The sequence below is a fragment of the Nostoc commune NIES-4072 genome (genome assembly GCF_003113895.1).
Taxonomy (GTDB): domain Bacteria; phylum Cyanobacteriota; class Cyanobacteriia; order Cyanobacteriales; family Nostocaceae; genus Nostoc; species Nostoc commune.
In genome coordinates this window covers 704453-722122 of sequence record NZ_BDUD01000001.1, presented here as the reverse complement: position 1 = coordinate 722122, position 17670 = coordinate 704453, and the positions used below count along the sequence as shown (strand labels likewise).

Here is a 17670-nt window from a genome sequence, read left to right as displayed (position 1 = left end):
TGCGATTACGTTATAGAATCCTGCACTAGCAAAACATCTTTTCAAACCGCCAATATCAGGGCTTTTGGACAAAATTAATTTTTGTTTCAATCAAATTAAATTATTTTATGTAAAACAAACGGATAAGTAAATAAAAATCATGAGTATTAAATTTGAAAAAATTATCATTATATTTTATTGAGAAAAACTTTCAGCTTTTATCTAGATTCTGGTAGTCTGATTTTGTATTGTGGATGAGGTTATAGAGGCACTACATGGGAATTCAAAATTTGTTTGCAGCAGGCGGTGTGGTCATGTGGCCCCTGTTGGCGTTTTCGATATTGGGTGGGGCACTGATCATCGAGCGGATCAGATTTTGGGTACGGATAAATCAGCGTCAAAGCCGTGTGGTGCGGGATGTTTTGAATCTCTACCGACTCGATAATGTTGTCGGTGCAATGGATAAACTTCAGAAAAACGCAGATTTACCACTGGCACGTATTTTTCTTGCTGCTTTAGAATTGGAAGAACCAAATCCAGAAGAATTTCGTTTGGCATTAGAAAGCGAAGCTCAAGCTGAGATACCTGTACTCAAACGCTTCCAAAACATTTTCGAGACAATTATCGGGCTAGCCCCACTGTTGGGTCTTCTCGGCACTGTGTTAGGATTAATAGCTTCTTTTGCCTCCCTAAACCTTGGTGATGTGGGAGGTACTAAAACAACTGGTGTTACATCTGGGATTAGTGAAGCTTTGGTATCAACCGCATCAGGATTGATCGTTGCTATCTTTACACTCTTGTTTGCCAATACCTTTCGAGGACTGTACCAACGGCAAATTGCATTAATTCAAGAGTATGGGGGACAGCTAGAATTACTTTACCGCCGTCGTTATGAACGAGGAGAAAAAACCTATGCGTCTACCAGATGAACCAGAACTTCCATTACAGATCAACATCGTGCCGATGATTGACGTGATATTTGCAATTTTGACATTTTTTATCATGTCAACTCTGTTTTTAACGCGTTCAGAAGGTTTACCAGTAAATTTACCCAAGGCTACCACAGCGAAACAACAGCAAGTTCCCACTAAAATTACAATTACGGTAGATGAAAAAGAACAGGTAAGCCTAAACCGTAAACCAGTTGCGATTGATGATTTGACAAAGCAAATACGTACTCTAGTTGGTTCTAACCCAGAAGTGTTAGTAATTATTAATGCTGATGAAAAAGTTGATTATGGTCGGGTAGTAGCGGTGATGGATCGGGTACGTCAAGTTGAAGGGGCAAAGTTAGCGATCGCTACCCAAAAACAATAAGTCTCAATATTGTACATCAGAAGTTCAGTGAGTCAGGAAAATTCTATATTCTGACTCCTAACTCTTTTTTGTATGATGACTAGTAGCGCAAGGCGGAAGTCAAAAGTCAAGAATTTTGTATATCAAGGCTTTTGCTTGTTTCAAACCGCGCTGTACTAGTACAAGCTGCGCTGACGCATCTGCAATTCTTGAGATATAAGTTTTAATAATAATTCTTGTTGTGAATGGATAAAAAAGTGGTCACTGTTGAACTCATGTAATGAGAAAGCTGCGATCGTCTGCTCTCGCCATGCTTGCAATGCCTCATGATTAACTTCTTGGTCTTGCAAACCACCAATAACAGTAATCGGACACTCCAGAGGCTGTTTTTGAGTGTAAATATAAGTTTCTAAAACGGCAAAATCTGCCCGCAAAATGGGGAGGAACATCTGCATCAGTTCCTGGCTTTCTAGTACTGCTTTGGGTGTACCATTAAGACTACGTAGCTCATTGAGCAAATCAGGGTCTGATAGGATGTGGAGGGGTGGTTTTGTGGGCGGGATTTGCGGGGCGCGACGAGCAGATATGAAGAGGTGAAAGGGAGTAAGACTATAGTGAGAGCGAAGTAAACGGGTCAACTCGAAGCTAACTAATCCGCCCATACTGTGACCGAAGAAGGCGAATGGTTTGTCTAAGTATGGTAACAAAACTGGAGCGATCGCTTCAACAAGAGATTCTAATCGCGTTAAGGGTGCTAACTTAATCTGTCTTCCCCGTCCCGGATATTCCACAGCACAGACTTCGACATTACTAGGAAGATTATTAGGCCATGTGCGAAAAATCGCCGAGTTCCCACCAGCGTAGGGGAAGCAGAATAAACGCAAGTTGGCTTTAGGATTTGGTTGGGGACAGATAACCCAGGAATTGAAGCTTGGTGTAGTTGTCATAATAGAGCTTAGAGTTGGATAATACAACTTTGCTTTAATTTTTAAGTATATTAACTGATAATCTTATGACAGTAATCGAATCTTTAGCAGCACAACCCGTTAGCGGTTTAGCAGTTCCGATTTTCCAAATCCTTTGGGAAGGAGGTCGATGCAATTGAGTTGCAGCTCAATGCAATTGAGTTGCATGTCGATGCAATTGAGTTGCAAGCCAATGCAATTGAGTTGCAAGCCAATGCAATTGAGTTGCACGTCAATGCAATTGAGTTGCAGGTCGATGCAATTGAGTTGCAGGTCAATGCAATTGAGTTGCAGGAGATTGTATTTAGATACTACCGTGATGTAAATACTAAACCGCAAGACGTTTTAGACAAAAGCCGCTCAACAGTTAACAATATAAACAAAGCTGATTATCTTGATAACTGTCGAGAAAGGGCTAGAGGTTAAATTTTTTAGCATACTTCACACAATTGAGAATCGCTGTATATCTCATGTTCTCTGTTGATAAACACCTGAGACAATGCCTGATAAGCTTCAGTCCAAGCTGCCATTACTTCTTCTGTAGCTGCTTCCCCTAAAACATCTTTCATCGCTTGCAGTAAACTTTCTCCAACAATAGGATATTGCTCTGGTGTAACATGAGTCTGCACATGACGATGAGCAATTTTTTCAACCATCGATTTTAAAGCAGGCAAATTATCAATTTGGGCAGCATAGCCATAAACTGCTGTAGCCAACCTCGCAGGCTGAGAACCATTTGCTTGAGCAGACATATCAAATTGCTCTCTAATTTCTGGATGGTTTTGAAACATAATTTCATACATCCGAGTTGTAATTTGCTGACCGTTCTTTTTCAAGACAGGTGCTGTAGATTTGACGATATCTATTGTTTGTTGGCTAATCATAGTATTTTGAACCACTTGGAATGTTGATTGACTTCAATTTAGTGGTTATTCCTATTGGTTACCATGAGCTAGCTCAGTTAATACCATTTTGGATTTTGAATTTTAGATTTTGGATTGGAAACCGCTCAGTGTATCTAGGTTTTCTCTGTCCATCTGTCGCAATCATTTTTAAAATTGCTATAGGAATCCGGTTTGATTTGGAGAAAATATACGTAGGATGTGTTAGCACAGAGAGTACGGCATCAAACCCTTGATAATAGTGCGTTACGAACTCCGTTCTAACACACTCTACAATACTTAACCCAAGTTGCTGGTTATCGACTGATATGCACTTGTTATCACTCAATTCATGCGATCGCGTACAACAAAGTTGGTGCCTAGCGCCAACGTGCCGATGCCATTGTTGCCAGCATTCAGCTACTTAAATGCCTATTAGTTGTATAAATTACTTATTCAATAAAAGCTTGTTGAAGAGTAAAAGAAAAAATGAATGCTTGTAGCTTAAGTAAAAACCCTTGATAAGTGACTGCATGTATTGATTTTGGAAAAACACAAGTGATACTACTAAACACAGTTTCGATATAATGCCGAGTATGTTGTTTAATATATTGATTCCAAGGCTGGTCTTGACGCTTGGAGTTCTTTTTCCTCATGACTTTTAAAGAAATGTGACTTGTTTGTTCCAAGTCATCCTCAATCGTGTAGTCGGTGTAAGCTGAATCACCATAAATTTCACTACCAGGTGGTAGATTCAAGGGTAAGGCATTTAAAGCACGTACATCGTTGGCACTACCAGGCATAAACACAAATTCGACAGGAATACCATTTTTGGTTGTTAATAACTGAACTCGAACCCCGTAAAAATATCGTTTTTTCGATGCGATGTAACCTCTATACTGCGCCGACTGTATTATTTTTACATTAAAGATACGGATGTTATCGCAGATGGGCACTGGGAACGAGTCTAAAAGATATTCAGTGGAATCACTAATTTCCTTCAGTGCCATTCCCACTTGATGAAACAAGTCGTTGATTAACATTGAGACACTGTGTAATCTCCGGTTAAATCGTGACTTTTCTAACATATTAGATATCAACTTATGTTCTTTCATATAGGTACAAGCCTTACTATGATTACCATTAAAGAACATCGCCGATGTTATTGCCGTTGTAATAATTTCTGCGTCATTCATCTCTCGACGACAATCTTCATTATGCCCAATCGCCTTTAACAGGTCGTCTATGATAGCATATATGGAAATTATTTCGTTTAGCATTTAGCCCTCCTAATTTTCTCTTCTTGGAGGGCATTTTATTGCTTTACTGTCCCAAAGCGATCGCCCATAAGAGTAACTAGCAACTTGGGTTACTTAATTTCGTTCAAAAATCAAATAGTAATCCTATATAACAATTAATATCATGTCAAAGCCTCTATACATCTACAGCCAGAGGCATTGTTAAAAAATTGCAACAAAGATAAAAATGTAAGAATGCAACTATGTACATCGATAATTTATCAAGCAAACCTTTAAAATGCATACTGTTGAGAGAAAGTCAACTAAAAAAGCTTGGGCAGGTGCGATTGCATCTGCAAAAGAATTCTCCCCTACCCAACTGCCAATTATCTCTGGCAAAATTCCAGATGGCTTGCGTGGCACACTTTACCGCAATGGCCCCGCACGGCTAGAACGCGGTGGCATTTGCATGGGACACTGGTTTGATGGAGATGGAGCAATTCTGGCTGTAAATTTTACCGATGCAGGTGCAACCGGGGTTTATCGGTACGTGCAAACCTCTGGCTATCAAGAAGAAGCCGCAGCAGGTAAATTACTCTACGGCAATTATGGCATGACTGCACCAGGGCCAATTTGGAATCAATGGCAAAAGCCCATAAAAAATGCTGCTAACACCTCAGTGCTAGCACTTCCAGATAAACTTTTGGCACTATGGGAAGGCGGTAAACCCCACGCCCTGGATTTACAAACTTTAGAAACTTGGGGCGAAGATGATTTAGGCGGATTAAGCAAAGGATTAAACTATTCCGCACATTATAAGCGTGACAAGCAAACAGGGGAGATTTTTAACTTTGGCATCAGCCCTAGACAAAATGCGACACTTAATATTTACAAAAGCGATTCGACTGGCCGGATTATCCAACAAGCCGCATATCAGCTAGATGGTGTACCATTAGTGCATGATTTTGTTTTAGCAGGGCAGTATCTTGTATTTTTCATTCCGCCAGTGCGGTTGAATGTCTTACCCCTGCTAATAGGAATAAACAACTATAGTGATTCCCTAGAGTGGCAACCTAGATTAGGAACTCAGATTTTAGTTATTGATCGAGAAACCTTATCTGTAGTGAGTCGTGGAGAAACCGAACCTTGGTTTCAATGGCATTTTGCTAACGGTTATTTAGATGCTAACGGCTCAGTAATTGTGGATATCGCCCGTTATGAAGATTTTCAAACTAACCAATATCTCAAGGAAGTAGCTACAGGTGAGACTCACACCCCAGCAAAAAGTACACTAACGCGAGTTCATCTGCATCCCCAAACTGGTAAAGTTACGTCAATTCAGCAACTATTCAACGGACACTGCGAATTTCCGAATGTACCACAGCAAAACGTAGGACAAGCTTCACGCTACACATATATGTCAACATTCCGTTCAGGAACAGATATTAGCCAAGAAGTAGTAAATGCGATCGCCCGCTTCGATAACAAAACCGAAACCCTCACCGAAGCAGACTTAGGAGAAAACCGTTATCCTTCAGAACCCATCCCCGCCCAAGACACCCAAAACCCTGCACAAGGTTGGGTACTAACCGTTGTCTACGATGCTAATTCTCATAATAGCGAAGTTTGGGTATTTGATAGCGATCGCTTGGATGCCGAACCCGTTTGCAAACTAGGATTACCCAGCGTCATCCCCCACAGCTTCCACGGCACCTGGAACCCAGCCTAATAACCCCTTTGCGTTCCTCTGCGTTTCCCTTAGCTACCTGGTGCGTTAAAAAACAACGCTACAGTAAAAACGAATAGCATTGATCGGACATAAATTTTTTGCATCCGGTCAATGCAAAATCAAAAATACCAAAAAATCTTGCCCTATGCAACTACAAGAAAAACGCGACTATTCTCCCACAGAATACCTAGAACTAGAAATCATTTCCGACTATCGTCATGAATATATAGATGGTCAAATTATACCCATGACAGGCGGAACACCAAATCACAACCAAATAGCTGGTAATTTTTATGCAGCCCTCAATTTTGCTTTGAAGCGGCAACCTTATCGAGTATTCATCACTGATCAACGTCTATGGATTCCCAAAAAGCGAATTCATACATATCCTGATGTCATGGTTGTTGCAGGTTCATTAGAATTTTCTGAAGGACGTAAAGATACAATTACTAATCCCTTAGTGATTTGTGAAGTGCTATCCAAATCTACCAGAAGCTATGACATAGATGAAAAATTTGCAGCTTATCGCACTATCCCTGGTTTTCAAGAATATGTTCTGATTGATCAGTACAAAAATCATGTAGAACAGTATTCTAAAACTGACGAAAAAAAATGGATTTTCTCAGAATATGAAGAAGAGAGTAGTATTTTAACACTATCCTCTATTCAATTTCAAATTCCTCTATCAGATATTTATGATAAAGTTGACTTTGAGGCTAAAGAATAACCTCACTTTAACTGGTTAACTAAGCGACAGCGAAAATATCAGCATTTATCACTGATAAGTCTATTATTATATATATAAAGTTGCAAAAAACTGCATTTAAATTTATCTAACTCTAGGCGAAAATTCCCATAATAAAAATGTTAGTTTGTAGTGTACCCCTTTGGGGATCTTGCTACGCATAGCGTCTCGTAAAGAGGGTTACGCGAACAAAAGCAGGACTTCAGTCCTGACTACAAACATTTTTACTCAGGTTGATTAACCGGATTATGATATTACAGTGATTTACAGATGAATAGACTACAGCTGAGACAGCGAGTAAAAAAGAGACACTGCGTTACGCGGGTTAGAATAGAAAAAAACCTTAGATACATTACCCTGATTAAGCAGAATTGCCCATGACCACTTATAAACGCCACTACCACATCACTACCTTCGGTTGTCAGATGAATAAAGCTGACTCAGAGCGCATGGCTGGCGTTTTGGAAGACATGGGCTTTGAATGGTCAGAAGATCCGAATGATGCAGATGTAATTCTTTACAATACCTGCACAATTCGGGATAATGCCGAACAGAAAGTATATTCTTACCTCGGCAGACAAGCAAAGCGCAAACATGAGCAGCCTGATTTAACCCTCATCGTTGCAGGTTGTGTTGCCCAGCAAGAAGGTGAAGCACTATTGCGACGAGTCCCAGAATTAGACTTGGTAATGGGGCCACAACACGCCAACCGCCTCAAAGATTTGTTGGAGTCAGTGTTCGACGGCAATCAAGTTGTCGCCACCGAGTCAGTTCATATTATTGAAGATATCACGCAGCCGCGACGGGATAGTAAAGTAACAGCTTGGGTAAATGTAATTTACGGCTGTAACGAACGCTGCACCTACTGTGTAGTTCCCAATGTGCGCGGTATCGAACAATCTCGCACACCGTCAGCTATCCGCGCTGAAATGGAAGAATTAGGAAGGCAAGGCTACAAAGAAATTACTCTACTCGGTCAAAATATTGACGCTTACGGCAGAGATTTACCAGGAGCAACAGCAGAAGGTCGGCATCTGCACAACTTCACAGATTTACTTTATTACGTCCATGATGTACCAGGAATTGAAAGGTTAAGATTTGCTACTAGCCACCCTCGTTATTTTACAGAGAGATTAATTAAGGCTTGTGCTGAATTGCCAAAGGTGTGCAAACACTTCCACATTCCCTTTCAATCTGGGGATAATGAACTTTTAAAAGCGATGGCGCGGGGTTATACCCATGAAAAATATCGCCGGATTATCGATACCATTCGGCAGTATATGCCAGATGCTTCCATTAGTGCCGATGCGATCGTCGGTTTTCCTGGGGAGACAGAAGCACAATTTGAAAATACCTTGAAACTGGTGGAAGATATTGGCTTTGACATGTTGAACACAGCAGCATATTCGCCGCGTCCAGGGACACCAGCCGCTTTGTGGGACAATCAACTGAGTGAAGAAGTTAAAAGCGATCGCCTCCAACGCCTGAATCATTTAGGAAACTTGAAAGTAGCCGAGCGATCGCAACGTTATTTTGGACGCATTGAAGAAGTTTTAGTAGAAGACCAAAATCCCAAAGATCAAACCCAGGTGATGGGACGCACTGACGGTAATCGTTTGACATTCTTCAGTGGCGACATCAAACAATTGAAAGGGCAGTTAGTCAAGGTAAAAATTACTGAAGTCCGCCCCTTTAGCTTGACAGGTGAACCAGTTGAAGTGAGACAAGCCTTATCTGTCTGAGAAAATAGACATAGGTTGGTATAAGCACAAAACCTCACTTCTGAACCGTATTGGAACTGCCCCTATTTCACCCTGGCGCGGAAGCGAACAAAGCCATAAGAATTAGCTGGAGTTCCAGATCCATTTGCTGGAGGTAGATTTGACAAATCTGGACTCCGCGTGATATTCACCACCACAGCCCCATTAGTGTTACCACCACAGGATGATGGAATGCCTGATTCGTTAGGTGTATAAAAATGTCCGCGATCGCCATCTTGTGCATTGGTAAGATAAGCCGTAGGAGTGCTAGAACCAAGCCCAAGAGCAATACCTTGATCTGCTCCTGGTAAGCCGCCATCACTAGGAGTCATACCATTAAAAGCAGTAGGAAGAAAAGTAGTATTGGTAGGTACTAAGTCACAGATTTGCACACTAGTTACATCACCCAGACCATTGGAGAGGAAATATATAGTGTACTCTAACTCATCTCCTGGCTTGACTGTCCCACCGTTGATCAATCCGCGCAAGTAACCACTAGGCCATGGGTTACTGCTATCATCATCAACGTCATTAGGAGATGCTACGTAATTGGTAGCGTTAGTAGAAACGTCGCTGCGACCATCCACAATATCGGTTAAGTCCTGGTTATTAATGCGGGTAATCCGTTTAACTAAAATTAGCTTAGGTTGGCCTGTTAACGTCACTGGGTAATCTTCCACCTCTCCAACTCCCCCTGAACCTGTTGGGCTGGGTGTTGCAACTGTACTAGTCGTAAACCGGAAACGAGCAAAGCTACTACCAAGGGTTGCATTGCTGGGTACAGTAAAGGTTAAAGTATTGTTTCCAGCATTGAGTGGAACATTATTAACCGTTGCAGCCGTTCCATTAGTGACATTGGTCAAATTGAGTTGTTCGCCACTATCAAAGACCCCATTTTTATTAAAATCGATCCAAGCATTGAGAAATCCTGCTGTCGAAGCGTTAACGGTAATTGATACAGACTTTCCTACAGTTAGTCCTGAAGGTAAAGTCACACCATCATCGCCACTATCACCATCCGCATTGGCACTGTAAGGCTGACTATATTCTCCAGTTACAGTTGGGCCAAGGGAGGGATTACCACAACCAATTGCGTGTGAAGCTTCGCCATAACTGCTTGGTGCATCGCCGAAGTCAGAGACAAAATCAGTAGTTACCTTAAAGCCACCAATATTGGCGTAGTTCGATAGGCGAATCTCAATAATATCGCCAGCATTGACGGAAACTGTTGATACGCTGCTTGCTGGTAGGCTGCTAGTAGAAGTTAGAACAGGATTCCCGACCCGCAGTCCATTAATATAAACTTCCATTGAATCATCAATGTAAGCTCCTGCTTGCCCCAAGGTAACTCTGCCTTTGGCAAGTGCCTGCCGCTTAAACACGATCGCCCAGTTGGGTTGATCGCTACCATTTCCTGGTGAAGTGTAGTCTCCGTTAATCGGAACATAACCCTCAGTTGGAAACGCACCGCTAATAATTGTTTGTAACGGATGGGCAGTTGCACTTATAGATTGATCATTAAAAGTAAATGCGGAACTTGCCGCTCCAAATTTTGCAGTGCCACGGAGCGTTGGTAATCCAGTTGTACCATAAAGACCATTCGCTACAGTCTCGCTAGCCTGTGCGCCTGGAATTGGAAAATGACCTGTGTAGAGTTGAGCATCCCATTCACAGGTAGAAGCCGGATAGAAACCAAAATCTTCTCCGGTGATATTGGTAGTATTAACCGTAACTGGCAAATTATCAGGAGTACCCAGCGTGTACCCTACAGGCACATCTATATCAGCAATATCTACTTTGATTTTGTAAGTTCCAGCAGCGATGTTGGTAAATTGATAACTACCGTCAGCGAGAGTTGTTACTTGCTGGATGATTTCACTCGTAGCAAGTTCACCATTGTTGTCAGTATCTTGGTAGAGAATCACACGCACATTTCCAATCCCAGGCTCACCATTGTTCGTACTGTTGCGATTATCATCCCGGTAAAGCGTCCCGGAAATACTGACACTGTTAGCAACCGTTATTGTCTGGATTGCACTGGCTTCTTGGCGGTGATTTGTTGCATCCCCATTAATCGGTACGCCTGCCGATTCACCGGAAATGTTATCGGCGTTATCAACAGTGTATAAATCCCTGCTTCCAGTTCCATTTGCACCTAGAATATATGGAGTATTACTATTGCTGGGTTGTCCACTAGTATTGCCTAATGTCACACTTACAGTTTGTCCACCACTTGCCGTGACTGTTACTGGAACCCGTACAACAATTGAACCGCCTGCGGGAATCGAACCGTTGTTAGCAGAAGCGATGCCTACGGCGGTAAACAACGCACCTAACAATATCCCCGTATTTTCACCACCATTAGGAACAGTAATATTGTTAGCAGTAAGGTCAACTGCTGCCGTTGGCCCACTACCATCTGGGTCATAGGCAACAATTTGCAGTGTGCCAGCCGTACCCCCGCTAATCACCGAAGGTACATCGGGAATAAAGAACTGTGTCGGATCATTACCGACGTTAGTCACTGTAAAGTCAAAGTTGACAGCACTGCCAGTTGTTCCACTGGGTGTATTTGCTGCTGTAATTGTAATCCCTGCAACTTCTGCCACAGTTACTTTAACTATATTTGATTCAACTTGTTTTTCAGTATTATCTGTAGAATCATTAAAACTACCAGTTACTTGGTTATCAATTACAGTATCAGGTGTCGGACTAGCAGCCAATGCTGGTAAGACTTGTAGTAAAGTACCGCTTAAAAATAAATATAACAGTATAATTACGCAGGGGTATGATTTACCCTTTTGGTCTTTTTGGCGTTGATAACTAGACTTTTTCTGGATGAATTGATGTTTTAACATAAGTAGTTTTGCTTTTTCAATACTGAAAAATTTAAATTCTTCCCTAGATTGTAGAGACGTAGCACTGCTACGTCTCTACAACGTGAGGGTTCGTTAAAGTTAGGGCTTCACCTTCGTCACAAAGCGGAAGAAACCATAGGAATCATTAGGTGAACCCTGCCCTGTTGACCCTGGCATAGTAGTTAAATTTGGGACTCCAGTATTACCAGTCACATCAATAACTAAAGTGCCATTATTATTAGCTGCCTTGAGATAACAATTAGTGGGAACGCTATTACCAGCACTAATCAATTGAGCGCGATCGCCTGCGTCCGACGCACTAGTTAAATCAAGTACTGTACTCGTTCCTAGCTGCAATTGCATATCTTTGTTAGTACCATAAGCACTGACTTTAAAATCTTGGTTGTCACTAAGGCGATCGCACACTCTGACAGTATTGGCATTACTACTACCGGCATTCAGGAAATAGATTGTATATTCAATCTCGTCCCCTGGCTTGACTTTGCCAGCATCAATTGCCCCTAACAGATAATTAGACTTCCAATTGGGGCTGTTATCGTCGGCTTGACGAGTCGAGGTGGTATCGTCAACGAAGGCATTTAGCGGTGTGTTGTCATTGGGGTTTTTGGTGCGATCGCCATTAATTGCAGTAATCCGTTTGACTAATAAAACATTGGCACGAGTGACAAAGGGTATCGTCACTGTTGCAGGAGTCGCATCTTCTTTGCTTGCAGCATCGATCGCCGCATAGGTAAAACTAACGGTAATCGCTCCATCTTGAGGATCAAGCTTCAATAACGTTGGATCATAGCTACTAATGACCTGCCCCGCAGTCACGGCTACGTTATTGTAAGTCAGCGTTCCATTGGTCGGTAAGGTGACAATTTTGAATTTATTACCACTGCCCAATGCGCCATCTTCGGGGTCAGTTCCCGCTAAGGTTGGCACTTGAATCGTTGCCGTCCCGCCCGGATTGGTTTGAGGCGCTGGATTTAAGTTGGTCGTATCCGGGAGTTGCTCAATCCCAAAATCTTGATTAGTGATGATGTTGACCGTCGTCGTAGTGATAGCAATATCACCGGGCGTAGTGGTTTCAGTCGTGCCATTTTTGTTCTCACCAGTATTCACCCAGTTACTCGGCAAGCTAGGGGTTGTGGGAGCAGTTGCCCCAATAGCTACAGTGGAGTTGTTAGACAGCCGCAGCGTCACACTGGAATTTACTGGGACATTGGGCAGACTGTAAGTTCCATTAGCTGCGACTGTGGCTTTATCGACTACATTACCAGCAGTATTGATCGCATAAATAGTCAGGTTAGTTGATCCGGCATTGGTTCCCACATCGCTGCCATCAATAGTAACGTTACCATTGGCATCCCTAAACACAGTTCCACTCACCGTGACAACAGTATTGACTACCGTCACCGTCTGGATTGCACTCGCTTCTTGGCGATGATTTGTCGTATCGCCATTTATCGGTGCGCCTGCCGATTCGCCGGAAGTACCATCGGCGTTATCAACAGTGTATAAATCGTTGCTTCCACTTCCATTCGCACCCAGAATATATGGAGTGTTGCTATTGCTCGGTTGTCCACTCGTATTACCTAGTGTCACACTCACAGTCTGGCTATCTGCTGCCGTCACGGTGACTGGAACCCGCACCACAATCGACGCACCGGCGGGAATCGAACCGTTGTTAGCAGAAGCGATCGCACCTAACAATGTCCCTGTACTGCGACCCCCACTCGGCACAGTAATGTTGTTGGAGGTCAGGTCAACTGGTGCTGCTGGGCCACTACCATCTGGGTCATAAGCAACAATTTTCAATGTCCCTGCTGTACCCCCGCTAATCGCCGAAGGTGCATCGGGAATAAAAAACTGGGTTGGGTCATTACCGACGTTGGTTACTGTAAAATCGAAGTTGCTAGTACTACCCGTTGAAGCGCCAGGTGTATTTGCGGATGTTATCGTAATCCCTGCAACTTCTGCCACCGTGACTTTGACGATGTTAGATTCAATTGGTTTTTCAGTATTATCCGTAGAATCAATAAAACTACCAGTTGCTTGGTTATCAATTACAGTACCAGGTGTCGGACTAGCCGCTAATGCTGGTAAGACTTGTAGTAAAGTACTGTTTAAAAATAGATATGACAGTATAATTACGGTAGAGTAGGATTTACCCTTTTGGTCTTTTTGGCGTTGATTATTAGACTTTTTCTCGATGAATTGATGTTTGAACATAAGTTGTTTTGGTTTTGTAATAGTGGAAAAATTGAAATTATTTCCTGGATTGGAGAGATGCGAAAGGGTTGCGGGGCAAAGCCCAGTCCAATTTCGCGTCTTAGAGGTTAGTTAACAGTTAGGGCTTCACCTTCGTGATAAAACGCAAGAAACCATAGGAATCATTAGGTGAACCTTGCCCTGTAGACCCTGGCATAGTAGTTAAATTTGGGACTCCAGTATTACCAGTCACATCAATAACTAAAGTGCCATTATCATTAGTCGCCTTGAGATAACAATTAGCGGGAACACTACCACCAGCGCTAATCAATTGAGCGCGATCGGCTGTATCCGATGCACTGGTTAAATCAAGTACTGTACTCGTTCCTAGCTGCAATTGCATATCTTTGCTAGTACCATAAGCACCGACTTTAAAATTTTGGTTAGCACTAATGCGATCGCACACTTTCACAGTATTGGCATTAACGCTACCCGCATTCAGGAAATAGATTGTATATTCAATCTCGTCTCCTGGCTTGACTTTACCGCCGTCAATTGCCCCCACGAGATAACCAGACTTCCAGTTAGCATTGTTATCGTCGGCTTTACGAGTCGAGGTGGTATCATCAACGAAGGTATTTAATGGTGTGTTGTCATTGGGGTTTTTGGTGCGATCGCCATTAATGGCTGTAATCCGTTTCACCAAGAGAACATTCGGGTTAGTACAAACTTGAGTAGTGGTGGCTTGAACGGCTAGGAAGAAACCAACTCGATCAGGGCCAGAATCGGCGATGATTTCAATGGTGTTTACCCCAGCCTGCCAACCGTTGGTGATGTTAACGGTTTTTGTTGTCCCATAGTCAGCAGCTATGGGATTTGCCGCCGGAGTTGGCACGAGATTTTCCACCCCATTGACCTTAATGCTGACAAATTGATTATCAATCGCCACGCCAACGGGTAAAGAAATTGAGATCGTATTGGCATTACTGGGCAAAGTCAGTGTTGAGGTGAATTTCAGTCGCACATCATCAGAGGTGCCAGGCCCAGAGAAGCCACTATTACCTTCCGCTTGAATGCCATCTAAATCAGCATCATTATGATAGCCATCGGTGTTTACGGATAAGCGGAATGGATAGCTAATCCAGCGTGCATTGGCTGGATTGGTTGGTTCAGTCACCCAAGTGCTGGCGAGTTTGCCAACTACCACCGCAGGCATGACTCCCACAGGGCGCGGCGGGGCATAAGGAGTTCCAGGCCCGCTAGCGGGGCCAGCAATCCATTCAGCAGTCCAGTTTAAGTCATAGGCTCCGACTGCTAATTGCCCACCAGCAGCAGTAATCCCTGTGTTCAAGGCAGTTCTGTAGTCTGGGTTACAGGTTGTCGGGGCGGGGTCAGCAGTGATGGTGTAGGCTTGACGAATGCCAAAATTTTGATTGGTGAGATTGCTTGTAGTAGTGGTCAGGGCAATATTACCTAATGTGGCGATCGTCCCATCGACTGTGCCATTTTTGTTTTCGCCCGTATAATACCAACCACTGGGAATGGTAGAGGCTGTGGGTGCGGTTGCCCCAATTGCTACAGTCGAGTCATTAGAAAGCCGCAGCGTCACACTGGAATTTGCAGGGACGTTAGCCAGACTGTAAGTACCATTAGCCGCGACAGTAATTTTATCTAGTACCTTGCCAGAAGTATCGACGGCATAAATGGTCAGGTTTGCCGATCCGGCATTGCTTCCTGCGTCGCTGCCGTTGATAGTAACATCTGCATCAGCATCGCTAAATACTGTTCCACTCACGGTTACAGGTGGAGGAATAATAGTAACGTCTTCTCCGGTGCTGGAAGCGGAATTATACGTTGCGGTGGTTGTTCCATTAGTGGTGGTGCGGGTAGGGTCGAGATAGGTTGCTGTAGCTGGGTTCTGATAAGTGCCTAATGCCTTACCCGCTACCACATTTACTGTGAAGGTAATTTGCACCTGTCCTCCACCGGGAATGGTGAACTGCCCAAAACTTGGATTAGTGGCCCCGACAGTTGGATTTGTCGTTGTTGTTCGAGTTGCACCACCAGTTAAGTTAACTGAACCAACAGAGGCATAGGTAAAACCAGCAGGTAAGGCATCAGAAATATCAACTTGAGTGGCGCTGGCTCGATTGGCAGCATTGGCAACGGTAATGGTGTAAGTAGCGGTACCCCCCGCAGTCGTCGTCGGTGTGCTGGTCGTCTTTGTGACCGTTAGTTGAGGTACACAGCCAGCACTACCAGAAATACTGGTTGTAAGGCTAGCCGCAGTAACTGTCTGATTGATACCGCTTGTGCCAGCCGTTGCACCGTTTGAAGTGTTATTGTTCACTGTACCGTTAACGATCAAGCCGGATGTGCCGCCGCTAACATTAGCAGTCACGCCGCCAGTTGTATAGACAGCACCGCCCCCCCCCCCACCACCCGGCCCGTCAGTTTCATTAGTGCCATTTTCGTTTAGATCACCACCTGTCCCCCCCGTTGCATTAATCGTCAGCCCAGCCAAACTGCCTCCGGCAGCCGTGATTAATGCTGTACCACCCGCACCGCCGCCACCTCCTGCATCTGGGTTTGCTCCCCCAGGACTATCAATTCCATCTGCACCTCTGGCGTTAATGGTGGCAGTGCCACTCACACTTCCAGCGCGAATGAACACCATGCCACCGCCGCCGCCCCCTGACCCTGAAGGCATAACCTGATCGTTAACGTCACCAGCCCCCCCGCCACCGCCCATTACTAAGCGAGTTGGGTCTGCCGTCAGAGCTGTACCACCAAAACCACCAACATAGTAGCCTAAGCCTGTACCTCCACCAGTATATGTGAACGATCGCCCACCCAAGCCGCCATTACCTCCATTGGCACCGCCGCCACCCCCAGAGTTGTGTTCGTTACCACCTCCTCCAGCATTGGCAGGGGCACCTCGACCATCATCACCATTGGGATAGCCTTGGGTACTATTGTCGATAGTGACAGTTGATGATCGGACATTAAAAGAGCCAAATGGTTGCTGTGAAACCAGTCGGGGTGTACCAGCAATACCTTCGCCCTTAGGAGCATCACTACCAGTACCAGCGCCCGTATCTGTACTGCGATAGTTGGTTTGAGCATTACCGCCATTGGTAACACCGTTTTTATTCGTTCCACCGCCGCGAAACCCTAAGCCATTTACATCAACTGTACCGCCACCAAGGTTGAGTTGTCCGGCGACATCAAAGGCGACAATCCCGCCCGATGAACCATTCCAGCGTGCACTGGTGGTCACTGCACCACTAATCGTGCCGCTTGAGTACTGAGGTATACGCACAACCTGATAAGTACTCTGTCCTTTTGCTGTGGTTGCAGTACTTTGCGAGTAAGAGTTGACGGTACCCTGGCTAATAGGAATTGCCCCACCACTGACTGGCCCTGTTGCTACAGCATATTCATAACGTCCAGCTTTATTTAAGTTTGTCCATCCACTGGCACCTAAAGGTTGTGGAACTGTTGTCACACCTGCTGGGGGAGTCACATCTCCACCAACACCATTACCATAGGCATCGGAGTTGGTGGAATCGATTGCGGCATCTTGCATTTGAATAATCAAAAGCAAATCCCCAGCCGCGATGGGGGTTGTTGATCCTGCTGAGTTAATAGCACCCACTGGAATTGACATTGCACCAACTGCGACTGTTGCACCCGTTGCGCCGGGATAGTAAGAATTGAGGATACCGCTAATCGTCCCAACACCATCCTTACCCGGTACAGCACAAATTCCAGTTTTATCTGCCAGCGCAGACTGTGGTGGCAACAGGATTTGTGGAGCTAGAAATGCACCTGAAACTATTAGCGTTCCTACAATGCGTAGTGTAGATAGAGAATAACTTCGCCTGGGAAGGCTTTTGTGAGCAAGTTTATTGATCTCTCTTAGATATTTAAATAAATATTTCATTGTTAGTTATTGAAAAATTGGGAAGACTAACGAATTACTGGTTTTACTATGGAGCG

General features: G+C 44.0%; 12 protein-coding genes. 6 read left to right on the top strand and 6 right to left on the bottom strand.

The window, feature by feature from the left end; genetic code table 11:
• Nucleotides 1–254: 254 nt before the first annotated feature.
• Together CDC33_RS03170 and CDC33_RS03165 are read left to right on the top strand one after the other, a co-directional pair.
• Nucleotides 255–908, top strand: a complete 654-nt coding sequence (locus CDC33_RS03170; protein ID WP_109007260.1) for a MotA/TolQ/ExbB proton channel family protein — start codon at nucleotides 255–257, stop codon at nucleotides 906–908.
• Nucleotides 892–1296 (top strand): ExbD/TolR family protein, encoded by a 405-nt coding sequence (locus CDC33_RS03165; protein ID WP_109007259.1) that lies wholly within the window; start codon nucleotides 892–894, stop codon nucleotides 1294–1296. Before CDC33_RS03170 ends, CDC33_RS03165 begins: the two co-directional genes overlap by 17 nt.
• A 155-nt stretch (nucleotides 1297–1451) precedes the next feature.
• Here the strand turns inward: CDC33_RS03165 and CDC33_RS03160 are convergent, their stop codons facing one another.
• Nucleotides 1452–2222: a thioesterase II family protein gene (locus CDC33_RS03160; RefSeq protein WP_109007258.1), complete on the bottom strand. Its 771-nt coding sequence runs from the start codon at nucleotides 2220–2222 to the stop codon at nucleotides 1452–1454.
• 159 nt (nucleotides 2223–2381) lie between these two features.
• On the opposite strand from CDC33_RS03160, the gene CDC33_RS03155 reads away from it, so the two are divergent.
• Entirely contained in the window at nucleotides 2382–2666 is a 285-nt protein-coding gene (locus CDC33_RS03155) for a hypothetical protein (protein ID WP_109007257.1), read from the top strand.
• Nucleotides 2667–2671: 5 nt separating this feature from the next.
• Here the strand turns inward: CDC33_RS03155 and CDC33_RS03150 are convergent, their stop codons facing one another.
• Together CDC33_RS03150 and CDC33_RS03140 are read right to left on the bottom strand one after the other, a co-directional pair.
• Entirely contained in the window at nucleotides 2672–3124 is a 453-nt protein-coding gene (locus CDC33_RS03150; RefSeq protein ID WP_109007256.1) for a globin domain-containing protein, read from the bottom strand.
• 449 nt (nucleotides 3125–3573) lie between these two features.
• Complete coding sequence (locus CDC33_RS03140) at nucleotides 3574–4401, bottom strand: IS982 family transposase (RefSeq protein WP_109006873.1); 828 nt, start codon at nucleotides 4399–4401, stop codon at nucleotides 3574–3576.
• A gap of 256 nt (nucleotides 4402–4657) precedes the next feature.
• Between CDC33_RS03140 and CDC33_RS03135 the strand changes: the two genes are divergently transcribed.
• From CDC33_RS03135 to miaB, 3 genes are all read left to right on the top strand, one after another.
• On the top strand, nucleotides 4658–6088 hold the full coding sequence (locus tag CDC33_RS03135) for a carotenoid oxygenase family protein (RefSeq protein WP_109007254.1): 1431 nt from the start codon (nucleotides 4658–4660) through the stop codon (nucleotides 6086–6088).
• Nucleotides 6089–6233: 145 nt separating this feature from the next.
• Nucleotides 6234–6815 carry a Uma2 family endonuclease gene (locus CDC33_RS03130; protein ID WP_109007253.1) on the top strand — a complete coding sequence of 194 codons (582 nt, stop codon included), beginning with the start codon at nucleotides 6234–6236 and terminating at the stop codon, nucleotides 6813–6815.
• 395 nt (nucleotides 6816–7210) lie between these two features.
• A complete protein-coding gene (gene miaB / locus CDC33_RS03125) occupies nucleotides 7211–8575 on the top strand; it encodes a tRNA (N6-isopentenyl adenosine(37)-C2)-methylthiotransferase MiaB (protein ID WP_109007252.1) in 1365 nt (454 codons plus the stop codon).
• Between the two features lie 62 nt (nucleotides 8576–8637).
• On the opposite strand, the gene CDC33_RS03120 is transcribed toward miaB, so the two are convergent.
• The 3 genes from CDC33_RS03120 to CDC33_RS38265 all read right to left on the bottom strand — a co-directional run bounded on the left by CDC33_RS03120 (nucleotide 8638) and on the right by CDC33_RS38265 (nucleotide 17614).
• Entirely contained in the window at nucleotides 8638–11451 is a 2814-nt protein-coding gene (locus tag CDC33_RS03120; RefSeq protein ID WP_109007251.1) for a beta strand repeat-containing protein, read from the bottom strand.
• Between the two features lie 99 nt (nucleotides 11452–11550).
• A complete protein-coding gene (locus tag CDC33_RS03115) occupies nucleotides 11551–13689 on the bottom strand; it encodes an autotransporter outer membrane beta-barrel domain-containing protein (RefSeq protein ID WP_109007250.1) in 2139 nt (712 codons plus the stop codon).
• 118 nt (nucleotides 13690–13807) lie between these two features.
• Entirely contained in the window at nucleotides 13808–17614 is a 3807-nt protein-coding gene (locus CDC33_RS38265; RefSeq protein ID WP_181373876.1) for a beta strand repeat-containing protein, read from the bottom strand.
• Nucleotides 17615–17670 lie beyond the last annotated feature (56 nt).

Bases quoted from the DNA above. Each gene is read 5' to 3' on its own strand.
- CDC33_RS03170 (WP_109007260.1), top strand. From the start codon at position 255: ATGGGAATTCAAAATTTGTTTGCAGCAGGCGGTGTGGTCATGTGGCCC.
- CDC33_RS03165 (WP_109007259.1), top strand. From the start codon at position 892: ATGCGTCTACCAGATGAACCAGAACTTCCATTACAGATCAACATCGTG.
- CDC33_RS03160 (WP_109007258.1), bottom strand. From the start codon at position 2,222: ATGACAACTACACCAAGCTTCAATTCCTGGGTTATCTGTCCCCAACCA.
- CDC33_RS03150 (WP_109007256.1), bottom strand. From the start codon at position 3,124: ATGATTAGCCAACAAACAATAGATATCGTCAAATCTACAGCACCTGTC.
- CDC33_RS03140 (WP_109006873.1), bottom strand. From the start codon at position 4,401: ATGCTAAACGAAATAATTTCCATATATGCTATCATAGACGACCTGTTA.
- CDC33_RS03135 (WP_109007254.1), top strand. From the start codon at position 4,658: ATGCATACTGTTGAGAGAAAGTCAACTAAAAAAGCTTGGGCAGGTGCG.
- CDC33_RS03130 (WP_109007253.1), top strand. From the start codon at position 6,234: ATGCAACTACAAGAAAAACGCGACTATTCTCCCACAGAATACCTAGAA.
- miaB (WP_109007252.1), top strand. From the start codon at position 7,211: ATGACCACTTATAAACGCCACTACCACATCACTACCTTCGGTTGTCAG.
- CDC33_RS03120 (WP_109007251.1), bottom strand. From the start codon at position 11,451: ATGTTAAAACATCAATTCATCCAGAAAAAGTCTAGTTATCAACGCCAA.
- CDC33_RS03115 (WP_109007250.1), bottom strand. From the start codon at position 13,689: ATGTTCAAACATCAATTCATCGAGAAAAAGTCTAATAATCAACGCCAA.
- CDC33_RS38265 (WP_181373876.1), bottom strand. From the start codon at position 17,614: ATGAAATATTTATTTAAATATCTAAGAGAGATCAATAAACTTGCTCAC.